The sequence below is a fragment of the Niveibacterium sp. 24ML genome (assembly GCF_026586805.1).
Taxonomy (GTDB): Bacteria; Pseudomonadota; Gammaproteobacteria; order Burkholderiales; family Rhodocyclaceae; genus Niveibacterium.
The window spans coordinates 37,911-55,643 of record NZ_JAPFHA010000016.1; the positions used below are offsets into that span (position 1 = coordinate 37,911).

19 protein-coding genes are annotated in these 17,733 nt (G+C 63.8%); 14 read left to right on the forward strand and 5 right to left on the reverse strand.

Annotated features, from left to right (window positions below; translation table 11 throughout):
• Positions 1-186: 186 nt before the first annotated feature.
• From OPU71_RS13930 to OPU71_RS13960, 7 genes are all read left to right on the forward strand, one after another.
• On the forward strand, positions 187-984 hold the full coding sequence (locus OPU71_RS13930) for a hypothetical protein (protein ID WP_267728616.1): 798 nt from the start codon (positions 187-189) through the stop codon (positions 982-984).
• Positions 981-2,795: an exodeoxyribonuclease V subunit alpha gene (gene recD / locus OPU71_RS13935; protein WP_267728617.1), complete on the forward strand. Its 1,815-nt coding sequence runs from the start codon at positions 981-983 to the stop codon at positions 2,793-2,795. Before OPU71_RS13930 ends, recD begins: the two co-directional genes overlap by 4 nt.
• A 161-nt stretch (positions 2,796-2,956) precedes the next feature.
• A complete protein-coding gene (locus OPU71_RS13940; RefSeq protein WP_267728618.1) occupies positions 2,957-3,349 on the forward strand; it encodes a hypothetical protein in 393 nt (130 codons plus the stop codon).
• Positions 3,350-3,392: 43 nt separating this feature from the next.
• Positions 3,393-3,983: a TIGR00730 family Rossman fold protein gene (locus tag OPU71_RS13945; RefSeq protein ID WP_267728619.1), complete on the forward strand. Its 591-nt coding sequence runs from the start codon at positions 3,393-3,395 to the stop codon at positions 3,981-3,983.
• 233 nt (positions 3,984-4,216) lie between these two features.
• Entirely contained in the window at positions 4,217-4,903 is a 687-nt protein-coding gene (locus OPU71_RS13950; RefSeq protein ID WP_267728620.1) for an HAD family hydrolase, read from the forward strand.
• 99 nt (positions 4,904-5,002) lie between these two features.
• Positions 5,003-5,815: an esterase/lipase family protein gene (locus OPU71_RS13955; RefSeq protein ID WP_267728621.1), complete on the forward strand. Its 813-nt coding sequence runs from the start codon at positions 5,003-5,005 to the stop codon at positions 5,813-5,815.
• A gap of 26 nt (positions 5,816-5,841) precedes the next feature.
• Positions 5,842-7,368, forward strand: coding sequence for a wax ester/triacylglycerol synthase family O-acyltransferase (locus OPU71_RS13960; RefSeq protein WP_267728622.1), 1,527 nt, complete (start codon positions 5,842-5,844; stop codon positions 7,366-7,368).
• Positions 7,369-7,468: 100 nt separating this feature from the next.
• Here the strand turns inward: OPU71_RS13960 and OPU71_RS13965 are convergent, their stop codons facing one another.
• Genes OPU71_RS13965 through OPU71_RS13980 form a run of 4 tightly spaced genes read right to left on the reverse strand, consistent with a single transcriptional unit; the run spans position 7,469 to position 10,997 of the window.
• A complete protein-coding gene (locus OPU71_RS13965; protein WP_267728623.1) occupies positions 7,469-8,674 on the reverse strand; it encodes a sodium ion-translocating decarboxylase subunit beta in 1,206 nt (401 codons plus the stop codon).
• Between the two features lie 10 nt (positions 8,675-8,684).
• Positions 8,685-9,074, reverse strand: a complete 390-nt coding sequence (locus OPU71_RS13970; RefSeq protein ID WP_267728624.1) for a biotin/lipoyl-containing protein — start codon at positions 9,072-9,074, stop codon at positions 8,685-8,687.
• A gap of 8 nt (positions 9,075-9,082) precedes the next feature.
• Complete coding sequence (locus OPU71_RS13975) at positions 9,083-9,433, reverse strand: hypothetical protein (RefSeq protein WP_267728625.1); 351 nt, start codon at positions 9,431-9,433, stop codon at positions 9,083-9,085.
• A 10-nt stretch (positions 9,434-9,443) separates the two neighbouring features.
• A complete protein-coding gene (locus OPU71_RS13980) occupies positions 9,444-10,997 on the reverse strand; it encodes an acyl-CoA carboxylase subunit beta (protein WP_267728626.1) in 1,554 nt (517 codons plus the stop codon).
• Positions 10,998-11,093: 96 nt separating this feature from the next.
• On the opposite strand from OPU71_RS13980, the gene OPU71_RS13985 reads away from it, so the two are divergent.
• From OPU71_RS13985 to OPU71_RS14015, 7 genes are all read left to right on the forward strand, one after another.
• Positions 11,094-11,474, forward strand: coding sequence for a hypothetical protein (locus tag OPU71_RS13985; RefSeq protein ID WP_267728627.1), 381 nt, complete (start codon positions 11,094-11,096; stop codon positions 11,472-11,474).
• A 169-nt stretch (positions 11,475-11,643) separates the two neighbouring features.
• Complete coding sequence (ompR, locus tag OPU71_RS13990; RefSeq protein ID WP_267728628.1) at positions 11,644-12,372, forward strand: two-component system response regulator OmpR; 729 nt, start codon at positions 11,644-11,646, stop codon at positions 12,370-12,372.
• Entirely contained in the window at positions 12,373-13,731 is a 1,359-nt protein-coding gene (locus tag OPU71_RS13995; protein WP_267728629.1) for an ATP-binding protein, read from the forward strand. It begins immediately after the preceding gene.
• Between the two features lie 29 nt (positions 13,732-13,760).
• Complete coding sequence (locus OPU71_RS14000; protein ID WP_267728630.1) at positions 13,761-14,297, forward strand: septation protein A; 537 nt, start codon at positions 13,761-13,763, stop codon at positions 14,295-14,297.
• Positions 14,297-14,596 (forward strand): YciI family protein, encoded by a 300-nt coding sequence (locus OPU71_RS14005; protein ID WP_267728631.1) that lies wholly within the window; start codon positions 14,297-14,299, stop codon positions 14,594-14,596. The genes OPU71_RS14000 and OPU71_RS14005 overlap by 1 nt, the downstream gene beginning before the upstream one ends.
• Positions 14,596-14,907 carry a BolA family protein gene (locus tag OPU71_RS14010; RefSeq protein WP_267728632.1) on the forward strand — a complete coding sequence of 104 codons (312 nt, stop codon included), beginning with the start codon at positions 14,596-14,598 and terminating at the stop codon, positions 14,905-14,907. Before OPU71_RS14005 ends, OPU71_RS14010 begins: the two co-directional genes overlap by 1 nt.
• Entirely contained in the window at positions 14,897-15,706 is an 810-nt protein-coding gene (locus tag OPU71_RS14015; protein ID WP_267728633.1) for a peptidylprolyl isomerase, read from the forward strand. The genes OPU71_RS14010 and OPU71_RS14015 overlap by 11 nt, the downstream gene beginning before the upstream one ends.
• Positions 15,707-15,773: 67 nt before the next feature.
• Here the strand turns inward: OPU71_RS14015 and OPU71_RS14020 are convergent, their stop codons facing one another.
• On the reverse strand, positions 15,774-17,732 hold the full coding sequence (locus OPU71_RS14020) for an ATP-dependent DNA helicase (protein ID WP_267728634.1): 1,959 nt from the start codon (positions 17,730-17,732) through the stop codon (positions 15,774-15,776).
• Position 17,733: the final 1 nt, after the last annotated feature.

Consider the following 17,733-nt stretch of genomic DNA (forward strand, 5'->3'; position numbering starts at 1 on the left):
AGCGCCTGACCGCGAACGCCGGGCGGCACTCTTTGCTTACTTTCTGGTGCTGTTGCCAGAAAGTAAGACGCCCGCCGGGGCGGGACCCGGCTTCAGCGGCACGGCCGTGCCAAGCGAACGACGCTCATCGCAAGCCACAACCCCCAATCAGCCCACCCCACCTGGCCGACCAAGGAGCCTGGATCAATGACACCCCCGTCCACCCGAGCCCTGAGCACCACGCTGCTTCTGGCCCTGCTCGCACTGCCCGCGTGCCGCGACCCGGCCCAAGTGGCTGCGCAGCAAGCCGCCATCGAGCAAGGCAAGGCCGCAATGGCGTACTGGGAAAACAAATGCAAGACCGTGGCCGGTGAAAAGATCTACCGCAAGGTCGAGGGCGTTGAGGGGATCTTGCTGCTCAAGGTGCGGCCCAAAGCGTCGGACCGGGAGTGGTATGACAGGAACTTCCCCGGGGCGGCCTTTTCACGAGAGCGGCAAGCAGACGAATACATCGAATCCTTCCTTGGGTACGAGCACGGCAGCACCGGCCCGGCGGATCGCGGATACATCAATTCCACGCCTTCCCATGAACCCGGCTACAGCTACGTCGACGTGATCGACGAGAAGGATGGGACGCGCTACCGCTACACAGTTCGGCGAGAGCGCGATCTCAAGGCGAAGACTGAATGGTGGAATGTCTTTCTTGATCGAGATCCGGCGCCGGACCCCGCGCCGCGCTATGCGGTGACCTACGAAGACCACGTCATCGCTGAAGAGCGTGCGCTGGGCGTAGCCAGCAGCACCCTGAAAGTCATCGACACCCAAAACAACGAGGTGCTGGCCGAACGCACGGTCTACGCCGTCACCGGCGGATTTGATGCGCGAAGCAGCACACCACCATGGCTGGTGGCCAAGGTTTGCCCTATCCAGTCAGGTGGAGCCTCAACAGAAACTCGACTTTTCGCAGATCAGGTACTGATTCCGGCCCGAGCAGAACCGAAATGACCCCCTCCTCCCCCCTCACCGACGGCTTCGCCCACCACATCGCCCGCTGGGCGCAGCGCGCCGGCGCTGCCGAGCCCGCCGTAGCCCTCGCCGAAGCGGCCGCAATTCTGGTGTCGGCGGCCACCGCCGAAGGCCATGTCTGCGCGCATGTGGATGCGCTGCCACCACCTTGGCAGGCGATGCCGCCAGACGAACTGCACGACGCACTGCTCGCGACCGGCGTGGTGGCCGACGACGCTTCCGCCGAGCCGGCGCCACTGTTTGCCGATGGCAACGGCCGCCTGTACCTGTGGCGCTATCACGACTACGAACGCCGGCTCGCGAGCGCCTTGCACGCGCTGGCGCAGCCGTTTGCACTGGCTGCTGCCGACATCGCACGGCTGCGCACGCAGCTCGACCAGCTCTTCCCGGCCGACCCGCAGCGCAGTGGTCCAGACCGGCAGAAGCTTGCCGCCGCCCTGGCCTTGCAGCGCGGCCTGACGGTGATCTCCGGCGGGCCGGGCACCGGCAAGACGCACACGGTGATCGGCCTGCTTGCGGCGCTGCTTGCGCAGGCGCCGGACACCCGCGTGGCACTCGCGGCACCCACCGGCAAGGCTGCGGCGCGGATGATGGAGACGCTGCGCGGCCGCATCGCACACCTGCCGGAGGCGATCCGCAGCCGCTTGCCGGCCGAGGCCTGGACGGTGCATCGCCTGCTGGGCGTCACCAGCGAAGCGGGCCGCTTCCGCCACGACCGCGACAACCCGCTGCCGATCGACGCACTGGTGGTGGACGAAGCCTCGATGCTCGATCTGGCGCTTGCGACGCGGCTGATCGAAGCCATGCCGAAGGGCGCACGGCTGATTCTGCTCGGCGACAAGGATCAGCTGGCGGCAGTGGAAGCCGGCGCGGTGTTTGCCGAACTGTCGGCCGGCCAAGCCTTCACGCCCGCCTGCGCCGCTGCGCTGGCTGAACTGGCGGGCTGTGCCGCGAGCGATGTAAGCGATGTACCCAGCGGCCCAGCGGCGCTCGCCGACTCGGTGATCTGGCTCAGTGAGAGCCGACGTTTCCGCGCCGATTCGGGCATCGGCCGGCTGGCGGCAGACGTCAAGGCTGGCCGCGGCGAGGCGGCGATCGAGTGGATGCAGGCGGGGGCCGATACCGCGGTGCGCTGGATCGACGACGCGGCCGATGCGCCGGGCGAAAACATCCGCGCGACGCTGCTCGCCGGCTATGCGCCCTACTTCCAGGCGCTCGGTGATGCGGCGAGTGGCCGCGACCCGGCCGCGCTGATGCAGGCCTTCGACCGCTACCGCATTCTCTGTGCGGTGCAAGCCGGCCCGCGCGGCGTGGCGGCGATCAACGACTTCATCGGCCAGCGCGTGCGTCGCCTGACCACCACGGCAAGCAGCAGCCCGTGGTATCGCGGCCGCGCGGTGATGATTCTGCACAATGACTACGCGCTGCGCGTGTTCAATGGCGATATCGGCATTTGCGTGCCGGATGCCGCCGGCGAGCCGGTGGTCGCCTTTCCCGACGCGGCGAGCGGATGGCGTTACCTGACACCAAGCCGCCTGCCGGAACACGCCGACGCATTCGCGATCACGGTGCACAAGTCCCAGGGTTCGGAATTCGAGCGGGTTCACCTGCTGCTGCCAGAGCGGGCCGGCGCGGTGCTGACGCGCGAGCTGGTCTACACCGGGGTGACACGGGCCGCGCAGGCTGTAGAGGTATCGGGCGAGGCGGATGTTTTCGTGAATGCATGCCGCACGCCGACGCGGCGGCGCTCTGGCCTGGCCGGGCAACTTGCCTTGCAGCAGCGCGGCTGAGCAATTGCCACCGACGCGGCCGCCGATCACCTGAGCCGCGCTCTGACGGTGCCGTGCGAGCGAATCGGCGCGGATTTGATCTTGCGCGGGGGCAGGCGGCGAATCCTTGCTACGCTTTGAGCCCCCCTAGCCTGGCGCGCTGCCCTGTGCGCCGTTTCATCATGACCATCCTCATCTACGTTTTGGTGCTCGCCTTGTCCGCGATCGGTTCGGTGCTGGTCTCACAGTCCGACTGCGTCTTGCGTGACTGTTCGGACGGCAGCGGATTGCGCGCGATCCTGACGATCGGTTTCCCGGTGCTGATGCTGTACGCCATCGTGACGCTGGGCGTGGTGTACCGGGTGGCACTGGTGCTGCTGCGCAACTGGAGCAAACCGCTGGCGGCGCTGCTGCCTAGCGCCACGGTCGCGATCAGCATTTCGCTCTGCTTCTTTGATTCGCGCAGCCAGAACGTGCGCCACATCATCACCCTGGCGCTCGACCTCGGTGTGCCCTGGTTCCTCGCCAGCTTCGTCGGCATCCAGTTGATGACACGCCAGTCAACGGTGTCATGAAGATCGGCTACATTCGGCGGCTGGAAACTGGAGCCTTAGCCCGATGAAATCGATCTGTGTGTTCTGCGGCGCCCGACACGGCGAACGCGTGGCCTACCGGCATGCGACGGAGGGCCTCGGAAAGTTGCTGGCCGACGAAGGAATCGAACTGGTCTGGGGCGGCGGGCACGTCGGCCTGATGGGCGTCGTGGCCGATGCGGTATTGAAGGCCGGGGGCCGCGCCTTCGGCGTGATCCCCGATTTCATGGCCGAGCGCGAACTCGAACACCCCGGCGCCACCGAAATGCGGGTGGTGGATTCGATGCACACCCGCAAAGCGGCGATGGCTGAGCGGGCCGAGGGCTTCATCGCCCTGCCAGGCGGGTACGGCACGCTCGATGAGCTGTTCGAAATCCTCACCTGGGGCCAGTTGCACATTCACCGCAAGCCGATCGGGCTGCTCAATGTGGAAGGCTTCTACGAACCGCTGATCGCGATGGTGCGGCACATGGTGGCCGAAGGTTTCGTGAAATCCGAAAACCTTGATCTCTTCTGCGTTGCCGATACGCCTGAAGCTTTGCTTGCCGCCATGCGCGCCTGGCAAGCCCCGGCCGAAGACGACTGGGTGCCACCCTTGAGCATGCAACAGGGCTGAACCCACCTTGGGAAGGCCTGAATAAGTGGCTGCGACGGCGCATCGCTGCGTTGCGGCGTGCTCGCTCCCGCGCCTATCCGTTTGATATGTCTTGGTCGCTGCGCGCACCGCGCCTTGCGCTGCATCCCTCTCGCTCACTTATTCAGACCATCCCTAGGTGGGCGCACCGCGCGCCCTTAATATTTCAGTGATGTGGCCGCATCAGAATCCGCGCATTGCCGGAGACGATGCCCATGTACACCCGCAGCGAGCGGCTGATCCTGTTTGACGCCGACGGCACCACGGTGGATGCCTTCAGCGCGATCGACACCACCTTCGCCCGACACGGCATGGAGATCGGCGATCTGGAACGCTTCCAGAAGCGCAGAAAGCTGTTCAAGTACCTGGGCGGCATCCGCGAGTTTCCGGTCAACCTGAAGAAGCAGTTCGGCAAGCGCAGCCGCAAGGAACTGATCGCCACGCTAACCGAGGTGTACCGCGAAGAGGCCACGCTCTATCCGGGGGTTGCCGCGCTGCTGCGTGAACTGGTGAATACCCCAAATCTGCGGATCGGGCTGGTCACCCGCAATGTCACGCACGAGCCGGCCCTTACCTTGCGCCGCCTGTTCGCCCGCCACGATGTAGACCTCACCGCATTCGACTTCATGGCCTGCCTGAGCCTGAGCGATGACAAGAAGCACGCCTTCAAGATGGCGCGCGAGCGATTCGCGATCAACCCGGCGCGCAGCCATGCCTGCGGCGACGAGTTCAGCGATTTCAGCGCGGCGCTCGCCTCGGGCATGCACCCATTCGTGGTGTCTTACGGCTTCGAGGACCACAAGCGCCTGACGCGCAAGTTCGAGGTGCCGGACGAGGTGATCTCGCGCACGCCAGAAGAGTTCTGCGCACGGGTGCGCAACGCCCTCGATCTGGAGGGCTGAACACCGCCGCATCGCGAAGATCAAGCTGCGGTGCACAAATGTCCCGCCAGTGACCACGGGCTTTGCAATCAGTCCGAATGTGAAACAAACTGTCTGGTCATGACGACCCGACATTCACACATCGGCGCGCCCAGTCCGCTGCACTCGCTGATCGAGCCGCGCGCCCTGCTCGAAATCGCAGCGCTTCCGGCCGGTTTGCCGCTGCTTGCGACAGCGGAATGCGGCGATGGGCACCCGGTGTTGTTGTTGCCGGGATTCCTGGGCGACGAGGGCTCTCTGCTGGCCCTGAAGTACTTTTTGCGCAACCGCGGGTACGACGTACAGACTTGGGGACTGGGCCGCAACCTGGGTTTCCAGACGCGTCACGCGAACGCGCTGCAGCAGAAGATCCGCTTCATGCACTTCAAGAGCGGCCGCAAGGTGAGCCTGGTGGGCTGGAGCCTCGGCGGCATGTTCGCCCTGTACGGCGCGCAGGCAGCGCCCGAATGTGTGCGGGGTATCGTCACGCTGGGGAGCCCAGTCACGATGGGACCGGAAGGCAGCCAATCACCGCCGCTGGTCAAAGCCATCTATCGACTGATCGCGCACCCGCTTGGCACGCACGGCCATCTTGCGCAGCCCAAGGCCAAGGAACTGCGGCAGCAGAAAAAACTGCCCATTCCGATGAGTTGCCTTTACTCGATCAGCGATGGCGTGGTGCCGCCGCAAGAAGCGACCATCGACGGAGATCCGGCCTTCCACGAGAACATCCGCGTACCCGGCAGCCACCTTGGCCTGGCCTTCAATGCGGTGGTGCTCAACATCGTGGCGGATCGGCTCGCCCAGCCCGAAGGCGCCTGGAAGCCCTTCGAACCCAAAGGCCTGACGGGCCACTTCTACCGCCTGCTGACTCACAAGGCGATGCCGCTCTGAGATGCAACGCCGCGAGGGGGAAAACCATGCGCCAACTCAGCGAACACGATGCCGCCTTCCTGTTTTCGGACTCGGCACACGCTAACTCCAACGTCACCCTGCTGCACATTTACGACCAGTCGACCGCGCCGGGCGGGCGGGTACGGTTCAAGGACATCCTCGCGCACATCGAAGGGCGGCTGCACCTCTCACCGATCTTCCGCCAGAAGCTCAAGCGCCTGCCCTTCGACTTCGACTTCCCGTACTGGGTTGAGGACGAGAACTTCGACCTCGAATTCCATGTCCGCCACATCGCGCTGCCCAAGCCGGGTGACTGGCGCCAGTTCTGCATCCAGGTCTCGCGCATTCATGCCCGCCCGCTCGATCTGAACCGTCCGCTGTGGGAGATCTACGTCATCGAAGGGCTCGATACCTTCGTCGACCTGCCACCCGGCAGCTTCGCGCTCGTCACCAAAATCCACCACGCGGCGCTGGATGTGGAAGAAGGCAGCGAGATCACCTCGCTGCTGCACGACACCACGCCTACGCCCCACCCACCCGAGCCGCCCGAGCCCTGGTTCCCTGAGACACCGCCGGGCGAAATCTCGATGATGGCGCGCGGCCTGATCGGCAGCGTGTGGCCGCCGAGCCGCCTGGTGCGCCCCGGCCTGAGCCTGATGCGCACGCTGGCGCCGATGGTCACCACTTTCGTCAACGACGTGCTGAACAAACCCTCACGGATCGCACTGACGCGCTTCAACGCGCCGGTGTCGCCGTATCGCGCGTTTGAAACACGCCGCTTCCCGCTCGCCGAATTCAAGCGCATCCGTGATCTGGTGCCAGGCGCGCGGATCAACGACGCAGTGCTGGCCGTCTGCGGCGGCGCATTGCGCCACTTCCTCGATCTGCAGGGCGAATTGCCCGAGGCCAGCCTGTGGTCAATGGCGCCGATCTACATGCGCGATGCCGAAGCTGAGCCCGGCACGCGCCGCGAGATGGCGTGGATACGGGTGCAGCTTGGCACGCATATCGCCGACCCGGTCGAGCGCCTGCGGCTGATCCACGAACAAACTGAATCTGAGCTGATGGAACGCGCTGTCGCCGCCAGCGAGCTCACCGACAGCCAGCACCACGCATCGGCTGCCACGCTGGCCTTCACCAGCAAGTTCCTCACGCGCGCCGCGATGGAAGTCGACAAACGCGCACCGCGCGCCAACTGCACGATCACGAATGTGCCAGGCCCCGGCAAACCGCTCTACCTGAACGGCGCGCGGATGACCTACTTCTCGGCGATCATGCCGATCACCGACGGGCTTGGACTGGTGTTTGCGGTGACCAGCTACGACGGCAAGATCATCATCTCGCCAACCTTCTGTCGCGAGCAGATGCCGGAACCGGAAGTCTTCGCGCAGGCGATCCGCGACAGCTTCCAGGAATACCTGGCGCTGACCGAACCCGTTCGCGCCAAACGGGTAGCGCCGCGCAAACCGACAGCCCCCGCCGCGGCAGGCACCAAACCGCGCCCCGCCACACCGCGGCGCCGCAAGGCGGCTGTGGGCGCCGATCAGGTATAGCGGCGCGCGCAGCGACCAAGACATATCAAAGGGATAGGCGCGGGAGCGAGCACGCCGCAACGCAGCGATGCGCCGTCGCAGCCACTTATTCAGGCCTTCCTTAACGCAGCAGTGCGACGTAGATGCCCGCGAGCACCGCGGTAGTGATCACGCCGCTGATGTTCGCGCCAAGCGCCTGCGGCAGGATCATCGCGCCGGGTGAGGCGTCGCTGGCAATCTTCTGCACCATCTTCGCGGTCGTCGGCACACAGCTCACCCCCGCGACCCCGACGATCGGGTTGAACTTCCCCTTGCTGAAGAACCACAGCGCATAGCCGCCCGCGAGCCCGCCAAGCGCCGACAGCAAGAGCGCCAGAATGCCCAGCAGCAGCAGCTTGAGCACGACCGGATCGAGCAAGGTGCCGGCCTCGCACAGCACGCCAAGCGTCAAACCGAGGAAGAAGGTCGAGCCGTAAAGAATCTGTTCGCCCAGCAAGGCGGTGTAGTGCTTGAGCCCCGCCTCACGCACCGCCACGCCGATGAACAGCGACAGGAACAAGGGCGCCGCGACCGGAAACAGCAGGCACAGCAACACACAGGCCAACACCGCAAACACCAGCTTGCTGCCGGCACTGATAGGCTTTACGGTGGACTCCGCCATCGAGATGCCGCGCAATTTCTCTGGCACCAGCGCTTTGATCAGCAAGGGGTAGGCACCGTAGGTCAAGCCCAGGTACAGATAGCCCACCACGGTGATCGGCACAAAGAGTTCGCGCGCCAGCACCAGCGATGCAAACAGCACCATCGGCCCGTCCGCGCCACCGATCAGCGCGACCGACGCCGACTGGCCGGGCGTCATGCCCATTGCCTGCGCGATCGGAAACACCGCGACGGTTCCCAGTTCGGCACACAGCGCGAGGAACATGCTCTGGAAGGGGCGCGCCATCACGTAGCCCACATCCAGCAGCACGCCGATCCCCATGAACACCAGACAGGCGATCAGGCCGTTGCTGAACATCAGTGTGTAGATCGGCTGGAGCCAGTTGATCTGCAACTGATCCATGATCGCGTCGGTGCCACTGGCGAGTGGATCGACAAACAAGGTGCCCAGTTGCCCGGGCGCAATGAACAAGACGCCGGCATTGACCGCCGCCATGCCCAGCCCCATCGGGATCATCAGCAGCTCTTCGAGGATGCCCTTCTTGCCCAGCCAGACCAGCAGGCAGCCGAGCACGATGAGTGCGATGCGGCCAATCGCGATTTTGGGCTCCGACGCGAGCAGCGTCGCAATCCCCTGGAATACCTGGAGACTCAGGATGTCATGCATCGCAGTCTCTTCAGCCGAGCCGCAACAGAACTTGCCCGGCGGCAACTGCGTCGCCCGCAGCCACTTCAACGGATCGCACCGTACCCGCCTCGGTCGCGAGGACAGCGTTCTTCATCTTCATCGCCTCGATAGAGAGCAAATGGTCGCCGGGAGCAACCTGCTGCCCGACCTTCACGTGCACCGCTTCGACGGTGCCACCGAGCTGGCTGATGATCGCACCCTGCGCTGGCGCAGCCTGCGCGGCAGGTGGCGCCGACGGCACATGGCCAAGCGCCCCGCCAACATGGGGGGCCGCCGAAGGGGCTGCAATCGCAGGACTCGCCGCGCCGGGGACGTCTATCTCCTCTACGGTGACCACGAAGGCCTGCCCATCAACCGTGATGCGAAAGGTTCGCTCCATGCTCAGCCTCATTGAGTGGAAGATCGGCCCGGCGAACGGGCAAGGTGATGCGACTCATGCTGCGCAGCGCGTGCGCCACTCACCCAGGTGCGATGACGCTCGGCCGACTCGATTCGCACGATGCGATGGGCGCCAAGCACTTCGCTGAGCGCACCTGCGATCGCGGCAACCTGAGCTGGCGTGACGCCGGCATGGCATAGCCTGCCTGCTGCATCGTCCTGCACCGGCGCCTGTACGGGTGACGCATGGGATTGCTCGCTGGCAGCCAGCCACGCCACGAGCACGTGCACCAGTGCAGCGACAGCAAAGCTGACGACGATGGCGAGCAAATAGATCTGAACAACGATTGGAATCGACATCGGGTACGCCTCAGAGGGGGATGTTCCCGTGCTTCTTGCCAGGCCGGCGCTCACGTTTGGCCAGGGTTTTGCGCAACGCAAGCCGAATGGCTGCACGGGTTTCCCGCGGCTGGATCACGTCGGTGATATAGCCGTGCGCTGCCGACGCATAGGGCGATGCGAATTCGGCCCGGTAAGCCCCGGCAAGTTCGGCCGCCTTGGCTTGGCGGTCATCGGCTTGCTCGATCTCTCGCCGATACAACAACTTCACCGCCGCTTCGGCCCCCATCACCGCGATCTCGGCGGTGGGCCAGGCGAACACCATGTCGGCCCCCATCTCCTGGCTGCACATGGCGAGATATGAGCCCCCGTAGGCCTTGCGCAGTACAAGGGTGATCTTGGGCACCGTGCAGGACGCGTACGCAAAGAGCAGCTTGGCGCCGTGACGGATGATCGCCCCCCGCTCCTGCTCCACGCCCGGAAGGAATCCAGGCACGTCGACAAGGGTAAGGAGCGGGATATTGAAGGCATTACAGAAGCGGATGAAGCGCGACGCCTTGTCCGAGGCATTGATGTCGAGCGCGCCCGCCATCACCTGTGGCTGGTTCGCCACCACGCCCACGACAACCCCGCCAATTCTGGCCAGCCCGACAATGATGTTGCGCGCGAAGCTCGCATGCACTTCAAGGAGCTCGCCATCATCGACGATGCGCCGAATCACGGCATACATGTCCAGCGGCTCGTTCGGCTGGTCAGGGATCAACGCGTCAAGGCCCTCATCCGGCCCCAGATCGACGCCTGGGTCGAGCCGGTGCGGCGGGTCTTCCGTGTTGTTCGCTGGCAGATAGGAAAGCAGCGAGCGCACGATCGCAATGGCATGCTGGTCGTCTTCGGCCAGAAAATGCACGTTGCCACTCACGCTGGCATGCATCTCGGCGCCACCCACCTCATCCATCGTTGTCGCGTGCCCAGTGACGGCCTTGATGACTTCAGGCCCGGTGATGAACATTTGCGCATTGCGCTTGGTCATCACGATGAAATCCATCAAGGCAGGCGAATACGCAGCACCGCCGGCACATGGGCCCAGCACAGCGGCAATCTGCGGTACGACGCCCGATAGCAGCACGTTGGCGTAGAAAACCTCGCCATAGCCTGATAGCGCATCGACACCCTCCTGAATGCGGGCACCACCCGAATCCTTGAAGGCAACAAGCGGAATCCCTTGCGTCAGGGCGAAATTCATCAGGCGCACGATCTTGTTGGCGTGCGCCTTGCCGAGGGTGCCGGCGCAAACCGTGAAGTCCTGACTGAAGGCGGCAACATGCTGCCCATCGACGAACCCGGTTCCGGTAATGACCCCATCGGATGGAAGCGAGCGCCCCTCCATTCCGAAAGCATGGGCATCATGCTGAACGTGGGTACCGAATTCCTGAAAGGTGCCGCTCAGAAAGAGTGCGTTGAGCCGCTCACGTGCGCCCAACTGGCCCTTGGCATGGCGTGCCGCCAACTTATCGAGTCCACCGGCCGCCAGAATTGCAGCGCGCCGCTCTTCGAGCAGCTGCGCCAGTTTCGGGGGAAGAGTCATCACCGCCTCGCAGGTCCGGGGCCCCTTCCAAGGCCCCTCACCCGGCAGAAGCTACGCCCCATGTGGGGGCGCCCGATTGACGGCCATCAATGCCTGATGGAAGGCCGCAAGTCAGCGGCCGTAGAGGTCGCGCGCTGCGTCCTGGAGTTCGCGGCGCAACTGCCGCCGCTCTTCGACAGTCAAGCGGCGGGCGCCGCCGACGGTTTCGGTGTCGTAGCGGGCATCGAGCCGCCCACCGCGGCGCGCGCCTTCCAGGCCTTCGGTCTGGCGACCGCGCAAATCGTCGCCCCGCGCAGCACGACGTTCACCCCGCAAATCCTCGCGCAAGTCACTCTGAACTGCACGCCGTTCAATACCGTTGCCGAAGCGAAGCCCCTCCGCAGCGGCCGGATGTGCAAACACGAGCAGCGCAGCCATCACGGCCCCGCCCCCCGCATTCAGCAACACCACTGTTTTCATTCAATTCCCCTGTGCTGACATCGGCGATGTCGCCCGATCGATGGGCAGATCTTCACCGCTTGGCGCGAATCATATGTTTGGGCGCTGCCCTAGCTTGTTACGAGGTGTTTCATGTGGTGGTTTCCGCAACGAACCTTTACGCGTGGCGTGCTGGCGGGTCACCGGATGACCCGTTACGATTGCAGCCATGGAAAACAAAGAACGCCATCGCATCCTGATCGTCGACGACGATGCCCGCCTCCGCAACCTGCTCGAACGCTACCTGGAAGAACAAGGCTTCGGCGTCAAGGCCGTCGCCGATGCGCCGGCGATGGATCGCGCGCTGACGCGCGAACATGCCGACTTGCTGGTGCTGGATCTGATGCTGCCGGGCGAAGACGGCCTGTCAATCTGCCGCCGCCTGCGCGGCAACGGCAGCGAACTGCCAATCATCATGCTGACGGCCAAGGGCGATGAAGTCGACCGGATCGTCGGACTTGAAATGGGCGCGGACGACTACCTGCCCAAACCCTTCAACCCACGCGAACTGGTCGCCCGTATCCACGCCGTGCTGCGGCGCAAGCCACGCACGCCGCCTGGCGCGCCAAGCACCGACGAAGAAGTAGTCAGTTTCGGCCGCGTCATGATCAACCTCGCCACCCGCTCGCTGACCCGTGACGGGGAAGAAATGCCGCTGACAACCGGTGAGTTCGCCCTGCTCAAGGTACTGCTGCAACACCCGCGTCAACCGCTGTCGCGTGACAAGCTGATGGAGCTCGCTCGCGGGCGTGAGTACGACGCGTTTGATCGGTCGATCGACGTTCAGATTTCGCGCTTGCGCAAGTTGGTCGAGGAGGAAGCCTCCCGCCCGCGCTATCTGCAAACCGTCTGGGGTTTCGGCTACGTGTTCGTACCGGACGGCCAGCGCAGCAGCTAAGTGCCATCCCGCTTCATGTTTGCGCCACGCAGTTTGCTGTGGCGCACTTTCTTTCTGATCGCCCTGCTGATCGGCTTGGCGCTCACCGCTTGGTATCAGCTATTCGTGCGCTTCGAGTCCGAACCGCGCGCGCGGCAACTCGGCCAGATGCTGGTGAGCGTGGTGAACCTGACACGCGCGGCGCTGGTGAACGCCGATCCGCTGTTGCGCCTTGCGCTGCTACGCGATCTTTCGGTGCAGGAAGGCATTCGCATCTACCCTGCCGAGCCCGGCGACGAGCTTGGCCCTCTGCCGGATACGCCAACGATACGGGTGATCGAATCGGAAGTCCGCCGACAGCTCGGCGACGAAACCCGCTTTGCCGGCAAGCGCGAAGGCGTCGAGGGAATCTGGGTCAGTTTTCAGATCGATCCGGACGACCCGGCCGATCTGTTCTGGGTGATGCTGCCGCGAGAGCGCTTCGAACGCGTTCGAACGGCGGAATGGTTGGGCTGGGGCATTGCAGCGGCCATACTGGCCATGCTGGGTGCCTACGTCATCGTCAGGCGCGTCGCCGGGCCGCTCGCGCAGATCAGCCGCGCCGCGCGCCAGATCGGGCGTGGCGAGCCGGTATCGCGGCTTCCTGAAGAAGGGCCAAGCGAGATCAGCGAAGTCAGCCGAGCATTCAACCAGATGTCGGACGACCTGGCGCAACTGGAGTCGGATCGGGCCTTGATTCTCGCAGGCGTTTCGCATGACCTGCGCACGCCACTCGCGCGCCTGCGCCTCGGCATCGAGATGACCGGCGCGCACCAGGACGACATTGAAGCGATGTCGACCGACATCGAGGAGATGGACAAGATCATTGCGCAGTTCCTCGATTTTGCGCGGGGCAGCGCAGATGAAGCCCTGGTCGAGATCGATGCGCGCGCGATGGTCAGTGATCTGGTTGCAAGCTACCAGCGGCGCGGCCTCGCCAATGTCGTCGATGCGAGCGCCGGGCAAGCTGCGATTGGATTCATGGGCAAACCGAAAGCAATCCGGCGCGCCCTCTCCAACCTGATCGACAACGCCTTGCGCTACGCCGGCAACGAGCAGCCCATCGAGCTTGGCTGCAGCATTGAGCACCGGATGCTTGTGCTGGCGGTGCTTGATCGCGGGCCGGGCATTCCCCTTGATCAGGTCGAACGCCTCAAGCGGCCCTTCACCCGCCTCGAAGCCGCTCGCACCGATGCCAGGGGTTCGGGGCTTGGCTTGGCGATCGTCGACCGGGTTGCACGGGCGCATGGCGGGCGGCTCAACCTGCTGCCGCGTGCCGGCGGTGGGCTGGCCGCGCAACTTGTGATCCAGCAAAGCGCTTCCCAGGTAAACAACGCATGAATCCGACATGGCTATAATGGCCGGCTGATATGAAGCTCCTATTCGAAATCTTTCCGGTTGTCCTCTTCTTCGTCGCCTACAAGTTCGCCGACATCTATGTCGCAACGGGCGTCGCGATCGCTGCAACCGTGCTCCAGCTTGGCTGGGCCTATTTCGCGCGCGGCAAGATCGAACCAATGATGTGGTTCACCTTTGTCGTGGTGGTCGTCTTCGGTTCGCTCACCCTATGGCTGCACGATCCGGCCTTCATCAAGTGGAAACCGACCATCATCTACTGGGGCATGGCGCTCGCGATGGCCTTCACCCAATGGGTGATGCACAAGAACCCGATGAAAGCAGTGTTCGGCTCGCAACTGGAGATGCCTGACCTTGCCTGGCAAAAGCTCAACTCATCGTGGATGGTTTTCCTTGCGGTCATGGGTGTGCTGAACATTGCCATCGCTTACAAGTATTCCGAGGATATCTGGGTCAACTTCAAAATGTTCGGCGGGACGGGGCTAACCTTTCTGTTCATGATCGTCCAAAGCCTGATGATTGCCCGCTACCTGGATGAGGAAAAGAAGTAATGCTGTATGCCCTGATTGGCGAAGACGCCCCCGACAGCCTTGCCAAACGCCTTGCAGTGCGCCCCGCTCATGTTGCACGGCTGCAGGTGCTGGCCGATCAAGGCCGGCTGGTTCTGGCCGGGCCGATGCCGGCGATCGATAGTCCTGATCCTGGCCCTGCTGGTTTCCTTGGCAGCCTGATCGTGGCCGAGTTTCCCAGCCAGGCTGACGCCCAAGCGTGGATGGACGCCGACCCTTACGTGACTGACGGCGTATTTGTGCGCACATCGGTGCGCCCCTTCAAGCGCACCCTGCCCTGATGACAGCATTGATCGACGAAATCCGCGAACGCCTGCAGGCGCTGCAACCGCTTGCGATCGACCTGCGCGATGACAGCGCGAAACACGCTGGGCACGCCGGCGCTGCCGCAGGCGGCGGCCACTTCAAGCTGCGCATTACGTCCGCCGCGTTCGATGGTCAATCGCGGCTGGCGCGTCACCGCGAAGTGTACGCACTGCTCGGCGATCTGATTCCGCACCGAATTCACGCGCTCGCCATCGACGCGCAAACCCCACTCGAATCCGAGTTACCCCGACGCATTACCAAACCAGAGGAACCCCATGAAAGCTAATCTCAGCCGACTGATCGTCGGTCTTGTCGCTGTTGCCATTTCGGCTGTCTCGGTTGCGCAGGACAAGGCGGCCGCAGCGGCCAAGCCGGGCGTGGTTGCCACCGTTAACGGCGTCGCCATCCCGCAGGCTCAAGCTGACCTCTTCATGCAGGAGCAAGCTCAGCGCGGCGCACCAGACAATGCTGAAGTTCGCGCCGCAGTGCGTGAAGAACTGATCCGCCGTGAAATCATTGCGCAGGAAGCGCGCAAGAAGGGTATCGACAAGTCGCCCCGTTTCCAGACCGCGATGCAGATGATGCAGCGCTCGGCCCTGGTGGGCGCCTACCTGGAAGACTGGGTCAAGGCGAATCCGATTCCGGATGCTGAAGTGAAGAAGGCCTACAACGAACTGGTGGCCAAGGCCTCGAAGAAGGAATATAAGGCCCGTCACGTGCTGGTTGAGAAGGAAGACGAAGCCAAGGCCATCATCACCAAGCTCAAGGGCGGTGCCAAGTTTGCGGACCTGGCCAAGGCCAGCAAGGACACCGGCTCAAAGGACAGCGGCGGTGAACTGGGCTGGAATTCGCCTGACGCATATGTGAAGCCGTTTGGCGATGCATTGACCAAGCTTGAAAAGGGCAAGTACACCACCGAACCGGTCAAGACCGACTTCGGCTACCACGTCATCATGCTCGAAGATGTGCGTGACGCAACCCCGCCCCCGTACGATCAGGTCAAGGGCAACATTCAGCAGCGCCTGCAGCAGCAAGCCATTGAAAAGCAGATCAATGAGCTGAAGAAGACCGCGAAGATCCAGTAATTAGCAGTCAGCTTCAATGAAAACGGCCCGCAAGGGCCGTTTTTGTTTTGCGCGTAGCACAAGCCCTTCAAACGCTGGACGCCGGTGGCGGCAGTGCTTCAAGGAAGGCCACCGCATCGTCCGATCGGCGGGTGCGTGTCATCGGAGGCAGGCTCTGCCAGACACGCCGCCCGTAGGGTTTCTCGATCATGCGGGGGTCGCAGATCATCAGCACACCACGATCACGCTCGCTACGAATCAGGCGTCCGGCGCCTTGCTTGACGTTGATCACCGAACGCGGGAGCTGATAATCCATGAAGGGGTTACGCCCCTCGCCGCGCATCCACTCGATACGTGCGGCCAGCACCGGATCATCCGGCGGCGCAAACGGGAGCTTGTCGATCACCACCAGCGACAAGGCATCGCCTGGCACATCGACCCCTTCCCAGAAACTCTGACTCGCAACCAGCACTGCGTTACCAAGCTTGCGAAAACGCTCCAGCAGTTCGCTGCGCGAGCCCTGCCCCTGCATCAGCAGCGGGAAGTCGAGGGCCTCACGTTCAAAACGCCCCTGCAGCAACTCGTTGATGCGCTGCATCGCGCGCAGCGAGGTGCATAACACGAAGGTGCGCCCCTGCGCAGCACGAATTGCAGGCATGGCAGCATCGACAACGGCTTCGACATAGCTCGGGCTGTTCGGATCCGGCATCCCCTCCGGGGCGTAGAGCAAGGCCTGCGTCGCGTAGTCGAAGGGGCTTCCCCAGACGGCGGTGCTGGGCGGCGGCTCCAGTGCGTCGAGGCCAAGCTCTTCGCAGTAGTGGCGGAAATCGCGCCCTACGGCCAGCGTCGCCGATGTGAAAATCCATGAGCGGGCGGTGCCTTCCAGCTGCTTGCGGAACAGGCCTGCGACATGAAGCGGCGTGGCGTTCAGCGCGGCGGACTGACTGTAGACCTCGGCCCAGCGGACGATCTCCGGCCCCGGCGGCATGCGCCAGCGCTGCAGCCGCTCGACCATTTCACTGGTTCTCTGCCAGCAACGTTCGAGCCCCTCCGAGCGTTTGGCCTGAGTCTCAAGCAGCGCGGCGAAGTCGGCGATTTCGTTTTCAACCGCGTCAAGCGCAGGATCCAGCCCTTTCAATGAACTCAGCTGATTCCAGCCAAGACGCTGGTTGTCACCAGAAAAGCTCAGGCGCAGGTCTCGTGCCGCTTTCTCCAGCGAGCGCGTTGCATCTTGCAGCGGCATGAAATCCTTGGCACTGGCGATAGCCTCGTTACGCGTGTCGCGCGCCAGATCAAGCAGCTGCCCGGTTGAAATGCTCTCGCCAAAGAACAGACTCGCGGTTTCGGGGAGTTGGTGGGCTTCGTCGAAGATGACGGTATTGCAGGCCGGCAGCAACTCTGCGAGCCCGGTGTCCTTCAACATCACATCAGCGAAGAACAGGTGGTGATTGACGACGACCACCTCGGCCTCCTGCGCGGCGCGGCGCGCAGCGAGCACGAAACAGTCCTTCACGTTCGGACAATCCTGCCCGAGGCAGTTGTCACGCGAGGAAGTGACTTGCTGCCACACCCCCGCGTCCTCCGACACGTCAGCGCATTCGGCCTTGTCACCACTTGCCGTGTGCTTGGCCCAGCGAACGATCTTGGGCAAATGCAGCGCATCGTCGCGCGTTGCGAAGCGCCCCTCACGCTGTGCACGCTCAAGGTGGTAGTGGCATAGATAATTCGCCCGCCCCTTGAGCAGGGCAACGCTGACCGGTACGCGGAGAGCGTCGCGCACTGCCGGCAGATCGCGATGAAAGAGCTGGTCCTGCAGGGTCTTCGTTCCAGTGGATACGATGACCTTGCCGCCCGACAGCAGCGCGGGCACAAGATAGGCGAAGGTCTTGCCGGTGCCCGTACCCGCCTCGGCAACCAATACCCGGTTGCCCTTGATGGCCTCTGCAATGGCCTGGGCCATCTCGAACTGCTGCGGGCGGGGGCGATAGCCGGCAATGCGCTGGGCAAGCGCGCCGTCATCGGCGAAATACGAGGAAAGTTCTTTCATG